Origin of the sequence: Dubosiella newyorkensis, from assembly GCF_001945605.1 — a bacterium.
Lineage (GTDB): Bacteria > Bacillota_I > Bacilli_A > Erysipelotrichales > Erysipelotrichaceae > Dubosiella > Dubosiella newyorkensis.
The window spans coordinates 84,718-104,310 of sequence record NZ_MPKA01000044.1; the positions used below are offsets into that span (position 1 = coordinate 84,718).

The 19,593-nt window shown below is 43.6% G+C and carries 19 protein-coding genes; 13 read left to right on the forward strand and 6 right to left on the reverse strand.

Annotated features, from left to right (window positions below; genetic code table 11):
- Positions 1-15: 15 nt before the first annotated feature.
- The gene (locus tag BO225_RS02035) at positions 16-417 is read left to right on the forward strand and encodes a DUF3284 domain-containing protein (protein WP_076340612.1); all 402 of its coding nucleotides are present in this window, start codon (positions 16-18) and stop codon (positions 415-417) included.
- On the opposite strand, the gene BO225_RS02040 is transcribed toward BO225_RS02035, so the two are convergent.
- A complete protein-coding gene (locus BO225_RS02040; protein WP_076340613.1) occupies positions 400-1,767 on the reverse strand; it encodes an MATE family efflux transporter in 1,368 nt (455 codons plus the stop codon). The two genes, BO225_RS02035 and BO225_RS02040, sit on opposite strands and share 18 nt — an antisense overlap.
- Before the next feature lie 96 nt (positions 1,768-1,863).
- Positions 1,864-3,297 (reverse strand): glucosaminidase domain-containing protein, encoded by a 1,434-nt coding sequence (locus BO225_RS02045; RefSeq protein ID WP_076340614.1) that lies wholly within the window; start codon positions 3,295-3,297, stop codon positions 1,864-1,866.
- A gap of 165 nt (positions 3,298-3,462) precedes the next feature.
- Between BO225_RS02045 and BO225_RS12490 the strand changes: the two genes are divergently transcribed.
- From BO225_RS12490 to BO225_RS02070, 6 genes are all read left to right on the forward strand, one after another.
- Entirely contained in the window at positions 3,463-3,927 is a 465-nt protein-coding gene (locus BO225_RS12490; RefSeq protein WP_198936080.1) for an AAA family ATPase, read from the forward strand.
- Between the two features lie 126 nt (positions 3,928-4,053).
- Positions 4,054-4,836 carry a DUF4143 domain-containing protein gene (locus BO225_RS12495; RefSeq protein ID WP_198936081.1) on the forward strand — a complete coding sequence of 261 codons (783 nt, stop codon included), beginning with the start codon at positions 4,054-4,056 and terminating at the stop codon, positions 4,834-4,836.
- A gap of 92 nt (positions 4,837-4,928) precedes the next feature.
- Positions 4,929-6,005: a peptide chain release factor 1 gene (gene prfA, locus BO225_RS02055; RefSeq protein WP_076340615.1), complete on the forward strand. Its 1,077-nt coding sequence runs from the start codon at positions 4,929-4,931 to the stop codon at positions 6,003-6,005.
- The gene (prmC, locus tag BO225_RS02060; RefSeq protein ID WP_076340616.1) at positions 6,005-6,856 is read left to right on the forward strand and encodes a peptide chain release factor N(5)-glutamine methyltransferase; all 852 of its coding nucleotides are present in this window, start codon (positions 6,005-6,007) and stop codon (positions 6,854-6,856) included. The genes prfA and prmC overlap by 1 nt, the downstream gene beginning before the upstream one ends.
- 10 nt (positions 6,857-6,866) lie before the next feature.
- Complete coding sequence (map, locus tag BO225_RS02065) at positions 6,867-7,736, forward strand: type I methionyl aminopeptidase (protein ID WP_076340617.1); 870 nt, start codon at positions 6,867-6,869, stop codon at positions 7,734-7,736.
- 97 nt (positions 7,737-7,833) lie between these two features.
- Positions 7,834-8,637 (forward strand): MerR family transcriptional regulator, encoded by an 804-nt coding sequence (locus BO225_RS02070; RefSeq protein WP_076340618.1) that lies wholly within the window; start codon positions 7,834-7,836, stop codon positions 8,635-8,637.
- A 54-nt stretch (positions 8,638-8,691) separates the two neighbouring features.
- Here BO225_RS02070 and BO225_RS02075 read toward each other — a convergent pair whose 3' ends face one another.
- Positions 8,692-9,420, reverse strand: coding sequence for an SDR family NAD(P)-dependent oxidoreductase (locus BO225_RS02075; protein WP_083632039.1), 729 nt, complete (start codon positions 9,418-9,420; stop codon positions 8,692-8,694).
- A gap of 88 nt (positions 9,421-9,508) precedes the next feature.
- Here BO225_RS02075 and BO225_RS02080 point away from each other — a divergent pair, with 88 nt between their 5' ends.
- The 5 genes from BO225_RS02080 to BO225_RS02100 all read left to right on the forward strand — a co-directional run bounded on the left by BO225_RS02080 (position 9,509) and on the right by BO225_RS02100 (position 15,183).
- The gene (locus tag BO225_RS02080) at positions 9,509-11,878 is read left to right on the forward strand and encodes a glycoside hydrolase family 3 C-terminal domain-containing protein (protein WP_076340620.1); all 2,370 of its coding nucleotides are present in this window, start codon (positions 9,509-9,511) and stop codon (positions 11,876-11,878) included.
- The gene (gene proB / locus BO225_RS02085) at positions 11,856-12,671 is read left to right on the forward strand and encodes a glutamate 5-kinase (RefSeq protein ID WP_076340621.1); all 816 of its coding nucleotides are present in this window, start codon (positions 11,856-11,858) and stop codon (positions 12,669-12,671) included. Before BO225_RS02080 ends, proB begins: the two co-directional genes overlap by 23 nt.
- Positions 12,668-13,915, forward strand: a complete 1,248-nt coding sequence (locus BO225_RS02090; RefSeq protein WP_076340622.1) for a glutamate-5-semialdehyde dehydrogenase — start codon at positions 12,668-12,670, stop codon at positions 13,913-13,915. Before proB ends, BO225_RS02090 begins: the two co-directional genes overlap by 4 nt.
- Positions 13,916-14,003: 88 nt before the next feature.
- On the forward strand, positions 14,004-14,300 hold the full coding sequence (locus tag BO225_RS02095) for a hypothetical protein (RefSeq protein WP_076340623.1): 297 nt from the start codon (positions 14,004-14,006) through the stop codon (positions 14,298-14,300).
- A gap of 100 nt (positions 14,301-14,400) precedes the next feature.
- Positions 14,401-15,183 carry a mechanosensitive ion channel family protein gene (locus tag BO225_RS02100; RefSeq protein WP_076340624.1) on the forward strand — a complete coding sequence of 261 codons (783 nt, stop codon included), beginning with the start codon at positions 14,401-14,403 and terminating at the stop codon, positions 15,181-15,183.
- On the opposite strand, the gene BO225_RS02105 is transcribed toward BO225_RS02100, so the two are convergent.
- Positions 15,172-15,969, reverse strand: a complete 798-nt coding sequence (locus BO225_RS02105; protein WP_076340625.1) for an HAD-IIB family hydrolase — start codon at positions 15,967-15,969, stop codon at positions 15,172-15,174. The genes BO225_RS02100 and BO225_RS02105 overlap by 12 nt on opposite strands.
- 117 nt (positions 15,970-16,086) lie before the next feature.
- Between BO225_RS02105 and BO225_RS02110 the strand changes: the two genes are divergently transcribed.
- Entirely contained in the window at positions 16,087-16,710 is a 624-nt protein-coding gene (locus BO225_RS02110) for a cytidylate kinase-like family protein (RefSeq protein WP_076340626.1), read from the forward strand.
- 33 nt (positions 16,711-16,743) lie between these two features.
- Here BO225_RS02110 and rho read toward each other — a convergent pair whose 3' ends face one another.
- Together rho and BO225_RS02125 are read right to left on the reverse strand one after the other, a co-directional pair.
- Positions 16,744-18,153, reverse strand: coding sequence for a transcription termination factor Rho (rho, locus tag BO225_RS02115; protein WP_143356733.1), 1,410 nt, complete (start codon positions 18,151-18,153; stop codon positions 16,744-16,746).
- 91 nt (positions 18,154-18,244) lie between these two features.
- Entirely contained in the window at positions 18,245-19,579 is a 1,335-nt protein-coding gene (locus BO225_RS02125) for an NCS2 family permease (protein ID WP_076340627.1), read from the reverse strand.
- Positions 19,580-19,593 lie beyond the last annotated feature (14 nt).

The window sequence follows — 19,593 nt, forward strand, 5'->3', positions numbered from 1 at the left end:
ACAGGAGGAAAGAACATGAAAACAACGATCAAGCTTCACATGAGGGCGCAAGAACTCTTCAAGATCATGAAAGACTCTTTGATCCAAGAAGTCGAAAACGCGAATCTCAAACATTTTGATCCAAAACAGATCGGGAAAGGTTTTTCCTATACAAAAAAGTCAAAAAACCGAAATGTCCAAGTGCGCATCGATGCCTGGAAAGAAAATCAAGAATATAAAGCCACCTTCACGAGCGGAAAGGATGCGATCCAGATCACTTATTTGATTCGCGAAATCGATGCACAAACGATCGAAGTCACCTATATCCACGATGTTTTGAACGCGCCTAAACTCACCCAAAGATGGATGGAAAAAAAAGCGCTCAAGCAAGCCGAGCGCATGTTAAAAGCAGTCGAATCCTCAGCGATCCAGCGCTAGATCGCTGGATGTGTGGTTACGCGCCTCTTGAATCGAAGGCAGTCGAGTATAGGCAAACCATAGCTGGATCGTCATGCACACCCAAATCAGTGGTTCAGACCAGATGACAGCCGTATAGCCAAAGACGGGAATGAGTAGAGATGAAAACAAAAATTTTCCGATCAGCTCGATGATACTTGAAACAAGGGGCACGATCTTTTTGCCTAGTCCCTGCAAGGCGTTGCGTAAAATGAGAAGGACGGACAGGACGATACAGAATGGGGTGTTGATCATTAAATACATTCCCCCATTCGATAGGACGACCGGATTGGTGGATCCGCTGATCCAATAGATGATCGACTGGTTAAGAGGGATCACGAATATCGAGCAGACGATCGCAATCACGGCTCCGATCCGACACGAAATATGAATTCCTTCAACGATCCGTTTATATTGGTTGGCGCCTTTGTTTTGGGCGACAAACGTACTCGAGGCCGCCGAGATCGAGGCGATCGGCATCATGATGATCGAAGCGCATTTTCTTGCGGCTGTATGGGCCGCGATCAAGGTGGTTCCTAGACTATTGATCGCCGCTTGTAAAATGACGGTTCCAAGCGAAACGATCGACATCATAAAGCCCATGGATAGACCTTGGCCGATGAGGTCTTTTAATAAGCTTGGATCATAGGTGAAGGATTGGCGGTTGGGGATCAAAAGCTTTTTCTTTTTAAAGATGTATATGAAACAGATCAAGGTCGATAAAAATTGGGCGATCATGGTCGCGTAAGCCGCGCCAGCAACCCCGAGATGCAGCTTGGTGATAAAGTAAAGATCGAGGCCAACATTGATCAAGCAAGAGATCAATAAAAAACAAAGTGGCGCTAGACTGTCTCCAATGGCTCGAAGCATGCCGGCCGATAAATTATAAAATACGGTGATCGACATGAATAAGACGATGATTTGAATATAGCGCAAGCTTTCTTGAAAGATTTCTGGAGGCGTATTCAACAGATTCAAGAGAAAGGGCATCAAAGTGTATGCGAGAATCGTCAGGCAGACACTCAGGAGCGCGCTCAATAGGAAGGAAGAAGCGATGCTTTTTTTGAGTCCTGGTGTATCGGAGGCTCCATAATAATGGCCGGCAACGATCCCAAAGCCGGCTCCGATTCCTGTGGCGAAACCAACGACTAAATCGAAGATCGCTGTGGTGGCGCCCATGGCCGCTAATGAAGAATCGCCTAAAAAATGCCCGATCAAGATCGTATCGACCATGTTGTAGAGCGTTTGAAACAGATTGGAGAAAAATAGCGGAATCGCGAACCATAAAAGACCTTTTAAAATATTGCCATTCAGCAAAGATTGTTGTTTCATATTCACATTTCCTTTCTTGAATTCAGTATACAAAAAAGAAGTCTAGGCGAACTAGACTTCTTTTGGTTTTGAAACGATGTTTTCAATTTTGATCGATCATAAGGAAACATAGCCAACCATGTTTTCCGTGTAGGGGATCGATACATCGATCTTTCCGTCTTGGATCGGTGCTTCGAGCTGGACTTTGATCGTATTTCCATTTTCTTCGAGCACGATAAAGCTTGCCACGCTTCCTTCTGGATACGAGTATAAAACATTTCCTTTTTTATCCTCGACAGATAGTTTTTGGTCGAGCAGCTTCGTTACGATCGAAATCGAGGAAGCGTCTTTTCCTTCATCAAGATAATAATACATAGATGCCGCTTTTTCGCCCCAATATGGATCGGAGGCGTATTGAACATTGATCCCGCTTCCTTTATCTCCAAACCAGGAGCCGTGATATCGCCAATCGTTGGGGTTGGCGTATCCTTCTTGTAAAAAGTGCTGCGCGTGTTGTTCAACGCAATCGTTCAGGTCGGCATAGAGAGTTGCTTGGTCTGGGTTGGAATCATAGGCTTCGTGACCAAACACATTGTGCTGTTCGATGGCGTATTGGCTTTGTCCATAGCCGCTTTCATTGCAGGCTAGGGCGAACATCATCGTTCCATTCATATAAACTTGATCTTGCACAGCCATGAAAAGAGGTTGTTGATCGTAAAGGACGGATTCATTTTCAAGGCAAGGGTAAGCGCTCGCAAGCTGATCGATTCCTTTTTGTTCCCACAAAAATGTGTTGAAGCGATCGGAAGCTGCATGGCTTTTGCTTCGATGCGGGACATATTGATAAAAATTGAAATAAGGTTCTTGGTTGATCGCGTTGGCGTGCTCGTTATGTTGAACATCTTGGCTCATCGATTTGAAATCCGTATAAAAATAATGGCCATCATACGAATAATAGGTCGTATCGTCTTCTATGAATGGAGGAACCGGTCCGATGCCGTAGGCGATCGCCTCATTTTCTAGAAGATTCAAGCACACTTGATGGACGAGAGTGTCTTTGTTTTTGGTATAGGAAGACAGAGTATAGTTTGGATCGTATAAGAGCAGATCGATCGAATCGACATCGACCCAGCCTTTTACGCCGGCCATCTGAAAGAGGACTTGTTTTCCATCTTGGCTTGTATCAAGATACAAGCCGTCCGAGCCATAGTTTCCATTCAAGTAGCCGTTTTCTCCGTTTTCCATCGTATATTCGGTGTTTTCACTGGCATCTTTTGTGTGAAAGTTGACAAGGCCTTCCTTGATCGCGACGACTTTTCCTTTTTCGTTTTTAATGCATACTTGTTCGTGATCGATCGCCTTCATTTTGCGTTTGGCGAATTCAAAATGCTTATAGGTGGCGACTTCTTGGGGATCTTCTTTGTAGTCGATGACGGTAAAGACGCCATTTTCTGTGATCTTGAAGCCTAGATAAGCCACTAAGATAAGTAGAAGGAAAAGAGCGGGGATCCAGATTTGTTTGCGGATCTTGCGTTTTGGTTTTTTTTGCATAGGCTCATTATACCTTATTGATGAGGATTGAGGTTCTTTTTGTTCTTATTTTGATTTTGAAATTTTGCTCATGAATGATAAAAGAGAAATTTTTTTGAACTCATTTTCAATGTTAGAAAAACGTAGAGAAAAACGTTGAATTCATTTCTGGAGGAAAAAGAGAGCATGCTGAAGAGAAAAATGGAGAGAGTTCTAGAACGATGGAAAGAGAATAACGCTCACCATCCCAAAGCACTATGTTTGTTTGGTGCTAGACAGACTGGAAAATCGACACTAGCACGTGTCTTTGGTGCAAAACGGTACGAACAGGTCATTGAAATCAACCTTATTTTCGATCCAGATGCGAAGCGGATTTTCGAAAATGCAAATGGTGCGAAGGAGATTTTGCGCAATATCACTAGTTATACGCATAAAACTGTAATTCCGGGACAGACACTGATCATTCTTGATGAAATCCAAGAATGTCCGGAAGCTCGCACAATGATCGAAGCGCTTGTTGAAGACAATACGTGTGAATATATTGAAACGGGATCGTTACTAGATGTACGGTTCAAAGAAATTCGATCGTATCCTGTTGGTTTTGAGCAAATCGAATTCATGTATCCGCTGGATTTGGAAGAATTTTTATGAGCGCTGAAAATTTCGGAAGAGACAATTGAATATTTAAAGGATTGTTATGAAAAACGAAAATCGGTCAGCCAAATCATTCATGAAACACTTCTCAAAACATTTTACAATTATATCGTGGTCGGAGGAATGCCAGAAGTCGTGCAGACGTTTGTAGATACGAATGATCTTTCTCGCTGTATTGAATTACAGAATAATATTGTTCATTTGTATCGCAGCGATATCGCAAAATATGCCGAAAAAAAAGACAAGATCAAGATCCGAGATATTCTTGATCAGATTCCATCTCAGCTCGATGCGAAAAATAACCGATTCAAGCTATCGGAAATTTCGAAAAACGCGCGCTATACGTATTTCGAATCCAGTTTTCTTTGGCCTGCCAAAGCGGGTGTCGCTCTGCCATGCTATAACTGTATGGCGCCAATTCTTCCGCTCGATCTCAATCGAAAACGAAACCTCTTCAAATTGTATTTATGCGATACGGGCTTGCCTTGTGCGATGTCGATAAAAAACCTACAGTTTGATCTTCTGCAAGGCAATCTCCATATCAATCATGGATCGATCTTGGAAAATGTATTCGCGCAAGAACTTGCATCAAAAAATATCGACTTGACTTATTATGATCAGAAAAAGCTTGGTGAGCTTGATTTTGTCGTTCAGGATCAGAATCGGATCCATATTTTTGAGATCAAGTCGGGCAATGATTTTCAAAAACATCCAGCGCTTTCGAAAGCAATCGAAAATAAAGAATGGCATCTTGATGACAACTATGTGTTTTCAAAATCAAATCTCTTTTGCGCGGAAAAGATCACCTATCTGCCATTTTATATGATCATGTTTTTTAAGATCCGCGAACAAGAAACATTGGTTGGACTAAACGATCTGAGCATGCTGTTCCCACCGCAGTCCTAACGGAAAGCGAACAAATCGATTGTTTTGGCTCTTACGATAGGAGCTGCTTGCCATTTTATGATATAGTGAAACATGGAAAGGACTGGGCAAACATGGCAAAAATGGACGAAAGGCTCGAATCGATGGTTGAGCGCTATAATGAGATCAATGAATTGATGATGCGCAGCGACATCGTTTCAAACCGAAAAGAAATGGCTAAATTAGGCCGCGAACAAAATGAATTGACACCAATCGTCGACACGTATGGTGAATATAAAAACGCGAAAGCGGAACTGGAAGACGCGCAAAGTCTTCTTCACGAAGACGATAAGGAGATGCGCGAAATGGCTGAAATGGAGGTCGAACGTCTCGAACCGCTCATTCAGCAATATCTCGACAAGCTCGAACTTCTTCTAGTACCGAAAGATCCAAACGATTCGCACAACGCGATCCTCGAGATCCGGGGAGCCGCTGGTGGCGATGAAGGAAATATTTTCGCGGGCGATCTTTATCGGATGTACGCGAAATACGCGGAAGCGAAAGGCTGGAAAGTGGAAGTCATCGATACGGAAGAAAGCGAAGCTGGAGGATATTCTCTCATTTCATTCAAAGTCAATGGAGATGGGGCGTATGGCATCTTGAAGTTTGAATCGGGTTCGCATCGAGTGCAGCGCGTGCCGAAGACAGAAAGTCAAGGACGTATTCATACTTCAACAGCGACGGTTCTTTCGATGCCTGAGATCGATGCAGAAGACTTTGATATCGATATGAACGATCTTGAAATCGAGACGATGCGGGCTTCTGGAGCGGGAGGACAGCACGTCAATAAAACAGACTCGGCCGTCCGCATCATTCATAAGCCGACAGGCATCATCGTCAAATGTCAAGATGGACGCTCTCAGCATGAAAATAGGGCGACGGCGCTCGCGACGATCCGTGCTCGAGTCTATGAAGAGCATCAGCGCAAGATCGATGAAGAAAACGAGGCGGAACGCCGTACAAAAATCGGCTCTGGAGATCGTGCCGAAAAGATCAGAACCTATAACTATCCGCAAAATCGGGTGACAGATCATCGAATTGGCTATACAGTCAATCAGCTCGACCGTATCATGGATGGTCGTTTGGATGACTTGATGGCTGCGTTGCAGTTGGCCGATCAACAAGCGAAATTAGCTGGAGAAAAACAATAATGGTCACGTATCACGATTTGGTCCGTGAAGGAAAAGAAAGGCTGATCCAGGCTGGGCAAGGCGAACAGGCTGCCCAGCTTTTGATGGTTGAGCTTTGTTCCCAGAAAAATATCAATTTATATATGGTGATGGATGAGCCTGCCGATGAAGAGATCGCGACCGATTATTTAGAAGGGATCCATCAAATGGAGCTTGGTTCGCCATTAGGATATGTGCTTGGCTATGAATGGTTTTATGGCTATCCATTTACAGTGAACAAGGATGTTTTGATTCCTAGACCAGAAACGGAAGAATTGGTCGCGCTCGTCCTACAATTATTTGATACGCATTTTGGTGATCGCGATTCTGTAGACGTATTCGATGTGGCGACTGGTTCAGGAGCGATCGGCATCACGCTTTCGCTCGAAGAACCACGCATGAAAGTCGTCGCTTCGGATATTTCCAAGGAAGCTTTAGAAGTGGCGAAAGAAAACAATGAAAAACTACATGGGTCGGTCGAATGGATCGAAGGAAGCATGCTCGAACCATTTATCGAGAGAGGAAAGCGGTGTGATATTCTCGTGTGCAATCCGCCCTATATTCCTGTCCACGAAAAAATGGAGCATAGTGTAGTCGATTATGAGCCTCATGTGGCTTTGTTCGGCGGCGAAGATGGTTTGAAATTTTATCGGGACGTGTTTGAGCATGCAAAGGCGGTATTGAAAGAACATGCGGTGCTCGCCTTTGAAATGGGGTATGATCAAGGCGAACGCTTACGTCGCTTGGCTGCTTCTTATTTTCCAAATGCCAAGATCGAAATCCATAAAGATCTTTCAGGAAAAGATCGAATGCTTAGTATAGAAATAGAATAGAAGGTGGAGTATGAAACTGAGCAAGAATTCACCGTGCTGGTGCGGTTCGGGAAAAAAATATAAACACTGCCACGAAGAATGGGACAATACGATCAATGTATTAAAACTGCAAGAGCAAAAAGTGCCTGACCACTCTTTGATCAAGTCAAAAGAAGATTTGAAATGGATCCGCAAAGCGGCAAAGATCAACAATGAAGTTCTTGATCTCGTACAAGAAAAGATCCATGCAGGCATGTCGACAGGCGAGATCGATCAACTTGTCTATAACTATACGATCGAGCACGGGGCTACGCCCGCCTGTCTAGGGTATGAAGGGTTTCCAAACAGTTGTTGTACGAGTGTCAACGATGAAGTCTGTCATGGAATTCCGGATTTTAACCGCATCTTGAAGGAGGGCGATATTGTCAATGTCGATTGCACGACGATCGTTCATGGTCATTATGCGGACGCGAGTCGGATGTTTTGTATCGGAGAAGTGAGCGAAGCGGCCCAAAAACTCGTCGATGTGACAAAGGAGTGCATGGAGGCAGGGATCGCGGCCATTCGTCCTTGGGGTCATCTTGGAGATATTGGGGCGGCTATTCAAGAGCTGGCGCATAAAAATGGATATAGCGTTGTTGTGGATTATGGAGGACATGGCGTAGGAAACGATTTCCATGAAGAGCCCTTCGTTTATCATGTCGGTGTAAAAGGGCAAGGAATGATCTTAGCGCCTGGAATGGTATTTACGGTCGAGCCTATGATCAATGAAGGAACATATCGACTTTTTATCGATGCCGACAATGGATGGACAAGTTATACGGAAGATGGAAAGCTTTCGGCTCAATGGGAAAATACCGTTCTCGTAACGGAGGATGGCGTCGAAAAACTCGCTTGGTAAAGTGGAAGGATCAACTTCCGCTTTTTTTTGATTTTTGACTTGAGTCTTCCTTAAGGGGAGAGAGTATGATGAGCTTGCTTAAGCAAGAGAGGTAGTTATGATCCCGATCGGAAAATTTTCAAGAATTTGTCAAGTGAGTGTCAAGACCTTGCGTTTATATGATCAAATCGGAATTTTGAAGTCAGCTTATATCGATGCGAATAGTTCGTATCGATATTATGAACCAGACCAGCTGGATACGATGATCTTTATCCAACGATATAAACGATTTGGCTTTTCGCTTGAAGAAATCAAATCAATGCTCGAGGATGTGAATTCAAATCATATTGAGAAGCTGATCGAACGGAAAACAGCTTTGATCCAGCAAAAAACAGATCTAGAAGTAACGATCAGCGAACTTCGCATCTTGATCGAGTGTATAGAAAGGAAAGAAAATATGATCGAAAATATTTTGGGGAACTATGAAATCAATATTGTCGAAAAACAACCGATTTCAATTTATGGATTGCGTCAAGAAATGAGTGTGGCTGATTTTGGAGCCGCTTATTCGCGACTGTTCGAAGACTTATATCAAAAAGGAATCAAAGACTTTGGCTTAACGGGCTCCCGGTATTATGATCAAGAATTTGATCGAAATAAAAGCGATGTGGAAGTGTTCGTCGAAGTGGCGTCTGAAGCAGCCAACGCGAAGATCCAAGAAGGAGTGATGGTCCATACGACCCATAAAGGCGCTTATGCCACACTTCAAGAAGCGTATGCGGCCATCGTGAAGTGGATGGAACAAAATGGTTACGAAGGTGTAGGAGCGCCTTTTGAATTGTACACAAAATGTGGATTCAATCATTACCCAGTCGATGAATGGGAAACCGATATTTATTTTCCGGCCCAAAAGAAAATCTAATGTCAAAAAAAGAGAACTCAAAACCAAAATTGAGTTCTTTTTTATCAGTAATTTCTATTGAACTTGTCCACCATCGACTGGAAGAACAGCGCCAGTGATATAGTTAGCTTCTTCGCTTGCCAAGAATAAGAACGCGTTGGCGATATCTTCCGGTTTTCCGATCCGATGCAGCGGGATCATGTTCACTAATGGTTCGATCATTTCCTTTGGAAGATTTTTGACCATATCGGTTTCCGTGATTCCAGGAGCCACCGCATTCACACGGATATTATATTTACCCAGCTCTCTTGAAAGGGATTTTGTCAAACCATTGATCGCGTATTTGCTCGTAGGATAGGCGACACCGCTTGGTTGACCAAAGAACGAAACCATCGAGCTTGTATTCAAGATCACTCCATGTTTTTGTTCTTTCATAATATCCAAAACAGCCTTGATACATACGAATGGGGCTTTGACGTTCAGATCCATGATACGGTCAAAATTTTCGACTGTATATTTATCCAAAGGAGTCGCGTCTGAAACACCAGCATTATTGATCAAGACATCGACACTGCCATATTTCGCTTTGATCTCTTCAAAATCGGCTTTCATCGCTTCCACTTCCTGCAAGTTCGTCCACCGACCTTCTACAGCCTCTCCTTTTAAAGCTTCCAGCGCTTTATCCACAGTCTCTTGACGAGAACCGTATAGAAAGACTTGATAGCCTGCGTTCAAAAAGGCTTTGACAGTCGCGAAACCAATGCCGCGTGTACCGCCCGTTACCACACATACTTTTTTATTCATGATATCCTCCATATGTTTTTATATAGAATTATTATGACATAAAAAAATGCGGATGCAAACGGAGGTGAAAGACGATATACTAAAGGATATGAAAATTATTTCAGAAAGCGAAAGAAAAAAAGCTCAACAACTCCTTAAACAATTGAGCCTTTCCGAAAAATGTTCTCTATTGACCGGAAAAGATTATTGGCATATTCAAGGCATTCCTCGCCTTCATCTTCCCGATATGATGGTTAGCGATGGACCAAGCGGATTGCGCAAACAAGAAGGCAAAGTCGACTATTTAGGCATGCTCCCAAGCAAACCCACCATCTGCTATCCGTGTCCATCCGCTTGCGCATCGACTTTTGATCCCAATTTGCTAGAACAATTAGGAATAGCGCTTGGAGAAGAGTGTGTTCATGAAGAGATCGGGATCTTGCTTACTCCAGGCATCAACCATAAGCGCTCCAGTTTAGGAGGCAGGAATTTCGAGTATTACAGCGAAGACCCCTATGTGACAGAAACGATGGCCGAAGCGCTCATCAATGGCCTGCAATCTACAGGCGTCGGCTGTTCTTTAAAGCATTTCTGCTGCAACAATCAAGAAACCGCGCGCATGATCAATAATTCGATCGTCGATGATCGAGCGCTCGCTCAAATCTATTTGCGGCCTTTTGAAAAACTGATCCAACGCTGCCAGCCAGCCACGATCATGCTCGCCTACAATCAGCTCAATGGAATCTATTGCGCAGAAAATAAAGACTTGATGGATCTAGGCCGCCAATGGGGCTTTGAAGGATTTTATATAAGCGATTGGGGAGGCGTGAACGATCGATTCTTAAGCATTAAAAATGGACTCTCACTCGAAATGCCAGGCATGAATAAGGAACTATGCCATCAAGTCGAAAAAAAGATCCAAGAAGGCGAATGGGAGGAAGACGAACTCGATCAGCGGATCCTTCCGATCCTTGAGATCTTAGTCCACCATAAAAATATGCAAGCTAAAAAAGAGCAGCCCTATACGATCGAGCGAGAAGCGCTCGCTAAAAAAATCGCTCGAGAATCGATCGTATTGCTCAAAAATGAAGACAACCTATTGCCTCTATCTTCCCACTCATCGATCGCGTTGATCGGAAACATGGCGAAATATCCACGCTATCAAGGAGCCGGCAGCTCCAATGTAAACACGGATACGATCGAAAGCCTATGCGACTTTCTTCCATTCGCCTATTATGCCAAAGGCTATGATGAAAACGGGCATACCAACGATGTGTGGCTGCAAGAGGCTGAACAATTAGCCAAACGAGCCCAAGTGGCGCTTGTCGTCGTTGGACTTCCTCTTTTCTATGAAACAGAAGGATACGATAAAAAAGATCTTTCATTGCCAGCAGGAATGAGAAAACTCATAGAACGAGTCTTGGAAGCGAACGAGAATACGATCGTCGTGGTCGAAAGCGGATCGCCCGTTCTTCTCCCCCATTTAGAAAAGATCAAAGGCCTCGTGTTCGCCTCCTTGTTAGGAAGCTATGGTGGAAGCGCTATCGCCGAGATCTTGATGGGACAAATTTCTCCAAGCGGAAAATTAAATGAAACATTTGTTCGCTCGCTTTCGCAAATACCGATCCTTGAGTATCCGCGTTCGCTAAGAAACACCTACTATATCGAAAGCATCTATACAGGCTATCGCTACTATGACGCCGCCAAGATCGATGTCGCTTTTCCTTTTGGATATGGACTCTCCTATACTTCTTTCTTCTATTCAAATGGCGCAAAAAACGGAAATTCGATCACCTTCGATCTCACCAATACAGGAAAGATGGATGGGAAAGAAGTCGTGCAACTTTATGTAAGCTCTTCAGCTCCTTTTTCCGTTCCGAAGCTTTTGCGTTATAAAAAAATCAGCTTAAAGCCGCAAGAAACGAAACACATCGAACTGTTTTGGGAAAGAGAAGATCTGGAAGAATATTTTGATCCATGGATCCTACGCGAAGGAGACTATACCTTTTATGTAGGTTCTTCTTCCCGAGATAGACAGCTTTCTTTTCAAGAACATATCGATGGAGCCAATATAGAAGTCCCTAATGCTTATCAAAACGCCACCTATGTCAAAGAACTGGATCTTCATGACTTTCATTTTTTGATCGCTTATGAAGAAAAAGAAAACATCCGTCCTAAACGATATGGGATGAATACGACGATCCAAGACCTCATCGATACCAATTGGATCTATCGGCTGCTGATTCGCGGAATCATGAAGAAAATGCTCAAAGACGATCAAGACATCTATAAAAACTTGATTGAAGAAATGCCCTTACGGATCTTACGCATGTATGGAGTCTCGCAAACGACGATGGAAGGCCTCTTTGAAATGTTGAATGGAAAATGGATCCAAGGGTGGAAAAAGATCAACCAAAATGAAATCAAAAAAGTCATACACGATTTGGAGGGATTGCATGAATCAGAAATACAGAAATAAACTCAAACAGAAAAAAAGAATAGTCGTAAAGATCGGTTCTTCATCTTTGGCGCATCCAGAAACCGGTCATCTCGACTTGAATAAAATCGAAGTGCTCGTTCGTGAATTGAGCGATCTTGTCAATCAAAATAAAGAAGTCGTGCTCGTTTCGAGCGGAGCGATCATGGTCGGATCGAAAACACTAGGCTTTTCAAAAAAGCCACAAGAACTCGCCCTTAAACAAGCTTGCGCGAGTATCGGACAGGCACGCTTGATGATGATCTATCAAAAATTATTTTCCGAATATAATCAGATAGCGTCGCAAATCTTGATGACCAACTTTACGATCCAAAATCCAAACTCAAAGAAAAATGCCCGCAATACGCTCAACGCGCTCCTTTCTTTAGGTGTGATCCCGATCGTCAACGAAAACGATACTGTCGCTACCGAAGAAATCGAGGTAGGAGACAACGATACTCTTTCTGCCATGGTGGCCTCTTTGATCGACGCCGAACTATTGATCTTGCTTTCCGATATTGATGGATTATTCACGGATGATCCGCATCAAAATAAAGAAGCCAAACTCATTGAATTTGTCGATTCGATCGACTCGGAAGTATTGAGCATGGCCAAAGAAAGCACGGGATCGAATGTGGGCACAGGTGGAATGGCGACCAAACTATGCGCGGCTAGGATCTGTATGGAAAAAGGCTGCGATATGCTTATCGCCAATGGCTGTGATTTCCATATCCTTCATGACTTGATGGAAGGAAAAAACGCAGGCACTCTATTTACAAAAGGAGAAGAACAATGACATACATAGAAACGTTAGGAATCAAAGCGCAGCAAGCCAAGAAAGGAATGATGAAGCTAGGCACTCAACAAAAAAACGATGCTCTTCTTGCCGTCGCTCAAGGACTCATCCAAGATACAGACGCGATTTTAGAAGCGAACACGATCGATATGGCACGCGGCATTGAAAACGGCATGGATCCAGGACTCTTGGATCGATTGAAACTCGATGCCTCTAGGATCGAAGGAATCGCCCAAGGTCTTGAACAGATCGCCAGCTTGCCCGATCCGATCGGCGAGATCTTACGCATGCAGAAGCGACCTAATGGATTGATGATCGGTCAGAAAAGAGTACCGATCGGAGTCATTGGAATCATCTTTGAAGCGCGTCCGAATGTGAGCGCGGACGCGTTCGGACTTTGTTTCAAAACAAACAATGTAGTCATTTTAAAAGGCGGAAAGGACGCGATCCATTCGATCCAAGCTCTATGCGCTTCGATCCGCCACACACTAGAGGTTCAAGGAATCGATCCGGACTGTTTGCTTTTGGTCGAAGAGACGTCTCGAGAAGCGACGGTCGAATTGATGAAACAGCATCAATATATCGATGTATTGATCCCAAGAGGTGGGGCTGGATTGATCCAAAGCGTCGTGATGAACGCCACGATCCCCGTCATTGAAACGGGAACAGGTAACTGTCATATTTTTGTGGATGAGACAGCCGACCTCGAAAAGGCGATCGAGATCATCTTGAATGCGAAAACTCAGCGCGTAGGGGTATGCAACGCGGCAGAATCGTTAGTGATCCACGAAGAGATCGCCCCAAAACTTCTTCCAAAACTCACGCAAGCACTTATTGAAAAAGAAGTCGAGATCGTTGGCGACAAGAAAGCCCGAGCTTGTTCGAGCTCGATTCAGGAAGCGGAGCCATCGGATTGGGGAAAAGAGTATTTGGCGTTGAAAATCTCGATCAAAGTCGTTTCCGATATCGACGAAGCGATCGAACATATCAATCGATATAATACAGGACATTCGGAAGCGATCTTGACCAAAGACTATGATCATGCTAAGCAGTTTTTAGAGGAAGTGGACGCAGCTTGCGTTTATGTGAACGCCTCGACTCGTTTTACGGATGGATTTGAATTTGGCTTCGGGGCCGAAATAGGGATCAGCACCCAAAAACTACATGCGCGAGGACCAATGGGATTGCTGGCTTTAACGAGCACAAAATACATCATTTTAGGGGATGGACAAGTTAGAAAATAGGCGAAGCGCTTACATTCGACGTTGATTTGCATAAATTTGCCAAACGCTTAAAAAGTATGTATGATAGTCCGGAAAGGGAGGACACAACATGGAAAAGTGGACACAAGAACAATATGCCCAACAGATCCAAGCCTTAAAGCAGGAGGCCCACGATAAGATGTGGTTGTATATCGAATTGAACGCAAAAGATTTTATGAATGAATGTGAGCCAGGCGTTAAAAATTTGAATAGCTGCTGTAAAGCGATGGTCAACGCGATGTTGGAAGGCGACACATATATTGTCGAGCCTAAGATCCGCACGAAAGTTGCGGGAGCACTTACAATTCGTTATTATGTCGATAATTTGAGCCCAGAGCGCAGAACGTACAAAGAAGCGAACCAATAAAATAAGAAAGAGCACACAACTGGATGATGAGGATGTGTGTTTTTTTTGCTCAAAAATGAAAAAACAAGCAAGCTGCCGTATAATGAAAATGGGTGATAGAATGATTGAAATCGGAAAGTACCACATTGATCTTTGGACGCTTCTTGACCACCTTTGGCTACCTGTCATCGAAGTAGGAATCGGAATCTATTTAGGACCAAAGCTCAAAAAAGTGATCATGAAAACAGCAGATAAGTCGTTAGATCGAGGGGCGACGACTTTCTTGGCTTCTTGCGTGAACATTTTAGTCATTGCGCTTGCCGGTATTTTGGCGCTCGAAGAGTTGGGCGTCAATCTCAAAAGCATCGTTTCCTTAGTTTCCGCTCTAGGTCTTGGGATCGCCTTGGCTCTCAAAAGCAATATGGCCAATGTGGCCGGAGGCTTGCAGATCTTGATGACAAAACCTTTTACGGTCGGTGAATTTATTTCCACGCCCGATCATAAAGGGACGGTCACAAGCATTGAATTGATGTTTACGACGATCCGCACCAACAACAACAAGCTTGTGGTGATCCCAAATTCCAACTTGGTGACCGAATCGATCGTGAACCATTCTAAAAACAAGATCGAGCGGATCAAGCTTGTTTTTCCGGTGAACATCCCTTTTGAAATGGATTCGATCAAAAAAGAAGTCGACGCGATCGTTTCGAGAAATCCTAAAGTCGTTCAAGAAGCTGGATGGGAGCTAACGGTAAAAAATATCCAGCAAGGCTATGCGAACTGCTTGTTGCTTGTCAGCTGCAATACAGTCGATTATGAAACACTCATGTATGAATTGAACAAAGAGCTTGTAGAAAAACTTAGCGTGTATCAAGATACAAAAAAGGACAGCTCATCGAGTTAGCAGTCCATAATATTCAAAGGCTTTATATAAACCATCTTTATTTATATCGTCGGTTATGTGATCGGCGATTTTTTTTACGGTTTCATTTCCATTTCCCATCGCCACAGAAATATCCGCCTCTAAAAGCATGCTCACATCGTTTTCTGAATCGCCAAACGCCATCGTTTCATAGTCTTTATAGTGGCTTTTTAAAAAATCGATCGCCGTCCCTTTCGTGTATTCTTTCATCGTGATCTCGCCGATAAAATAGTCTTTTACCGCTTCAATCGTAAAGGGAGTGAATACAAGGCCCAAGGATGAAAGGTTTGAGAAATCGATCGGATCTTTTGAGTGGACCGAAACTTTCATGATCTGCCCAAAATCTTCTTTTTTCATTTTTGAAAAGTCTGGAAAAACACCGACACCTACTCGATTGGCTTCTTGGGCTTTGGCGAAAAATTTCTGATTCGCCTTATTCATGAACGTCCTCTCTTTTCCTTCCAGGGAATAACCGACATCGAGTGGATCTAAAAAGTCTTGGATCGCTTGGATCTGTTCCATGGATAACGGCTTGCATAAACATTCTTTTTGATCGGCTATGATATGCGAGCCAGCCGAAAATACATATCCATCCAATGGGATGGAATATAGTTCTTTGGCGGCTTCGCTTTGTGTTCTCCCGGTATTGGCGAACACTTTGTGGCCGTTGTTTCGGGCTAGCGCGATCGCTTTCTTTGCGCTTTCTGGAATACCATCCAGAGTCCATAACGTTCCATCTAAATCTAAAAAAACGAGCTTCTTTTTCATCTTACCCTCCTTTTTTATCTCTATTATATCGAATGTATCTAACTTTTAGCACAAGCCTTTTTTACGAAAATCTAATATGCTAGTATAAGAAGTATTAAAGGATAAGAGAATATGGATATGAAAATCATTGTTACGATATCCCGCGAATACGGCTCCAATGGAAAAGAAATTGGCCGTCTTCTAGCCCAAAAGCTAGGAATCTCCTATTATGATAAATCCATCTTAGAGAACTTAGCTAAAAATATGGGCGTCAATTCCGATTTTTTCAAAGATGAAAATTTAAATCGGGAAGGGATGTTTTCTTTAGCAGGCTCTTTTCGAACAAATGTAAAGATGCTTACAGAACTCTCGCTCAGCACCCAAGCTTACGATCAAGGACGTGCGATCTTGCAAGATCTTGTTAAGAAAGATAATGCCGTTATCGTAGGAAGATGCTCGAACTTTATCTTAAAAGATCATCCAGGACAAATCTCCGTATATTGCTATGGAGAGCTGGAAGATCGGCTCAAGCGCGTGATCGAGGAATATAACGTCCCTGCCTCGAAGGCGAGGAAGGTCGTCCTCGATACGGATGCCAAACGCGCCAAACATTATGAGTATTACACACATCAAAAATGGGGACAACTCGATGATTTTGACGTGACGATCAACACCTCGAAACAAAGCATGGAGGAAACGATCGATCTGCTTGTTGAACTCTATCATCAAAAGGAGAAAAAGCTCCAAGAACGAGCAAAATAGGACCAGCCAAATAAACGCTGGTCCTTTATCGATTCATGCTTTCTTTTTTGAATCCATCAAAGCGGTGCACAATACATTGTTGGATTGGGTCGTGCTGAGCGCCTTCAAGATCGTTTGCGTCTCTTCGATCGGATTCGAAGAGAGCCATTCCCGACGAATGAGTTCCTGCGTGTCGAGCACTTTTTTATTTAACAATAAATCATCATGTCGGGTGGATGATTTTTGAATATTGATCGCTGGAAAGATGCGGCGTTCAGAAAGCGACTTATCCAAATATAATTCCATATTGCCGGTTCCTTTGAATTCTTCAAAGATCATATCGTCCATTCGGCTGCCTGTATCGATCAAAGCGCTCGCGATCACAGTCAAAGATCCGCCTTCTCTAAGGTTGCGGGCCGCCCCAAACAAACGTTTAGGCCCGTATAAAGCATTCGGATCAAGGCCCCCGGATAATACTTTGCCAGTCGAGGGAACGATCAAATTATACGCTCTAGAAAGACGAGTGATCGAATCCAAAAGAATGACGACGTTCTCGCCAAACTCGACAAGCGATTTCGCGCGACTTAACGCCATTTCAGCAACACGCTTATGATGAGATGGCTGCTCATCGAAGGTGGAATACACGACCTCGACATGATCTTTGTTTTCTCCTGCCGCTTCGATGACCATTTCTTTAAAAGCGGTCACTTCTTCTGGACGCTCATCGATCAAAAGAACGATCAAATAAATGTCTTTATGATTTTTTAAAATCGATTGCGCAAAGGTCTCAAGCAAAGTCGTTTTTCCGACTTTAGGAGGCGCGACGATCATACCACGCTGCCCATAGCCGATCGGAGAAAATAGATCGATGATCCTGCCTGCGTAGTTTGTTTTGGTCGTTTCCATCTTGATCTTCTTATCAGGAAAGATCGGAGTCAGCTGGTCGAAGCGTTTGCGGCCAAGACTTTCTTTGACCGTATGATTGTTGATCGTATGGACCGTCTCTAGCGCTCTTGAATTGTTGGAATGCTTAGGCGAAGCGACACCTTCGATATAATCGCCCGTTTTAAGCTTGAGCGCTTTGATTTTCGACTCTGAAACATAGACATCATCTTCTCCAGATAAGTAGTTTTCTTGCCGTAGAAAACCAAACCCTTTTTCCATGACCTCTAATACGCCTCGAGCTTGTTTACGTTCGCGGTCTCTTTTTTCCATCAATTCTTTTTGGACTTTGGAAATATCGATCTCTTCGACATGGATTCGATTGACCGATTCGATCTTTTTTAAAATATATTGGGAGCGGCCTTCTTTATCGGTTTCCGCCTCACCGATGATAAAATCATTGTTTTTAAGTTGATAGGCCGCGATAAACGCGCTATCGACAAATACATCTCCATCACTTTCTGTTCGGATGAATCCAAAACCTTGATGAAAAGTTTCTAATATCCCTTCGATTGGTTTCAAGGAAAGTCCTCCTTTTTTATGCTTTTATACTAGCACAAGTGAGGACAACGAACAAAAAAAGAGCCAGTGAAATATTCACTAGCTCTTTTGCTTACATCATATATGGAGTCGCGAAGTAGATCACAAAGATCACAAGCAAGATCCAAACCGTCATATGGATTTCTTTTGTTTTCTTGGCCGCGATCATCGAAATCGCATAAGCGATAAATCCAAACGCGATCCCGTTGGAGATCGAATACGTCAAGATCATAGAAATCACAGTCACGAATGTAGAAATCGCGAAAATGATATTGTTCCATTCAATACCGCGAAGCTGTTGCGCCATCAAGACACCAACAATGATCAAAGCAGGCGCTGTCACAGAGTTTGTGATGGCGCTCAAGATCACTGGCGCGATGAAGATCGACAAAGCGAAGAGGACACCTGTCGTTACAGCCGTCAAACCAGTACGTCCGCCAACTTCAACACCAGAAGTCGATTCAACGAAGCTCGTAACTGTCGAAGTACCAACAGCCGCACCAAATACGGTCGCGATCGAATCGGCAAGAAGCGCTTGTTCAGCACCTTCCAATTCACCTTGCTTGTTGACAAGACCAATCTCGTTACCGATCGCAACGAGCGTACCAGCTGTATCGAAGAAATCGACGAACAAGAACGAGAAGATGATCACGATCGCGTTCATCGGATTCGCGAACAATTCCGAGAATCCATTCATGAAAGCGCCAGCCGCATCCATTTCGAATGTAAGCGACATTGAAGTAGGAAGTGCAGGCATGCCATCGATGCCTAACGCGCCACAGATGATCCCGATGATCGCCGTAACGACCATTCCAACGAACACGGCCGCTGGAACTTTTTTAACGACCAAGAAAATCGTGATCAAGATCCCGACGATCGCTAAAAGAACCGTTGGATCTGTGAAGTTTCCTAAACCAACTAAAGTTGCTGGGTTAGCGACGATGATCCCCGCATTTTTGAAACCTACAAAAGCGATAAAGAAACCGATACCAGCGCCGATGGCGAGTTTGAGCTGAACTGGGATCGCGTCGATGATCATTTTACGAACACCAGTTACCGAAATGATCACGAAGATGATCCCGCTCAAGAAGACAGCAGTCAGAGCCGCCGCCCAGCTATATCCCATTTGACCACAAATCGTATATGCGAACAAAGCGTTTACACCCATACCTGAAGCTAGACCTACAGGATAGTTGGCAAGAAGACCCATCAAGATCGAACCAACAGCTGCTGACAAGGCCGTAGCCATAAATACGGAAGGAACACTCATTCCCGCATCACTCAATACAGAAGGATTGACACCTAAAATATAAGCCATTGCTAAAAAAGTCGTTAAACCAGCAAGAAGCTCTGTTTTGACATTCGTGCCCTTTTCCTCGAGTTTGAAGAATTTGTTTAAGCTATTCATTATTATCTCCTTTT

Coding starts and splice junctions, on each gene's coding strand:
- BO225_RS02035 (WP_076340612.1), top strand. CDS start 16: ATGAAAACAACGATCAAGCTTCACATGAGGGCGCAAGAACTCTTCAAG.
- BO225_RS02040 (WP_076340613.1), bottom strand. CDS start 1,767: ATGAAACAACAATCTTTGCTGAATGGCAATATTTTAAAAGGTCTTTTA.
- BO225_RS02045 (WP_076340614.1), bottom strand. CDS start 3,297: ATGCAAAAAAAACCAAAACGCAAGATCCGCAAACAAATCTGGATCCCC.
- BO225_RS12490 (WP_198936080.1), top strand. CDS start 3,463: ATGCTGAAGAGAAAAATGGAGAGAGTTCTAGAACGATGGAAAGAGAAT.
- BO225_RS12495 (WP_198936081.1), top strand. CDS start 4,054: ATGCCAGAAGTCGTGCAGACGTTTGTAGATACGAATGATCTTTCTCGC.
- prfA (WP_076340615.1), top strand. CDS start 4,929: ATGGCAAAAATGGACGAAAGGCTCGAATCGATGGTTGAGCGCTATAAT.
- prmC (WP_076340616.1), top strand. CDS start 6,005: ATGGTCACGTATCACGATTTGGTCCGTGAAGGAAAAGAAAGGCTGATC.
- map (WP_076340617.1), top strand. CDS start 6,867: ATGAAACTGAGCAAGAATTCACCGTGCTGGTGCGGTTCGGGAAAAAAA.
- BO225_RS02070 (WP_076340618.1), top strand. CDS start 7,834: ATGATCCCGATCGGAAAATTTTCAAGAATTTGTCAAGTGAGTGTCAAG.
- BO225_RS02075 (WP_083632039.1), bottom strand. CDS start 9,420: ATGAATAAAAAAGTATGTGTGGTAACGGGCGGTACACGCGGCATTGGT.
- BO225_RS02080 (WP_076340620.1), top strand. CDS start 9,509: ATGAAAATTATTTCAGAAAGCGAAAGAAAAAAAGCTCAACAACTCCTT.
- proB (WP_076340621.1), top strand. CDS start 11,856: ATGAATCAGAAATACAGAAATAAACTCAAACAGAAAAAAAGAATAGTC.
- BO225_RS02090 (WP_076340622.1), top strand. CDS start 12,668: ATGACATACATAGAAACGTTAGGAATCAAAGCGCAGCAAGCCAAGAAA.
- BO225_RS02095 (WP_076340623.1), top strand. CDS start 14,004: ATGGAAAAGTGGACACAAGAACAATATGCCCAACAGATCCAAGCCTTA.
- BO225_RS02100 (WP_076340624.1), top strand. CDS start 14,401: ATGATTGAAATCGGAAAGTACCACATTGATCTTTGGACGCTTCTTGAC.
- BO225_RS02105 (WP_076340625.1), bottom strand. CDS start 15,969: ATGAAAAAGAAGCTCGTTTTTTTAGATTTAGATGGAACGTTATGGACT.
- BO225_RS02110 (WP_076340626.1), top strand. CDS start 16,087: ATGAAAATCATTGTTACGATATCCCGCGAATACGGCTCCAATGGAAAA.
- BO225_RS02125 (WP_076340627.1), bottom strand. CDS start 19,579: ATGAATAGCTTAAACAAATTCTTCAAACTCGAGGAAAAGGGCACGAAT.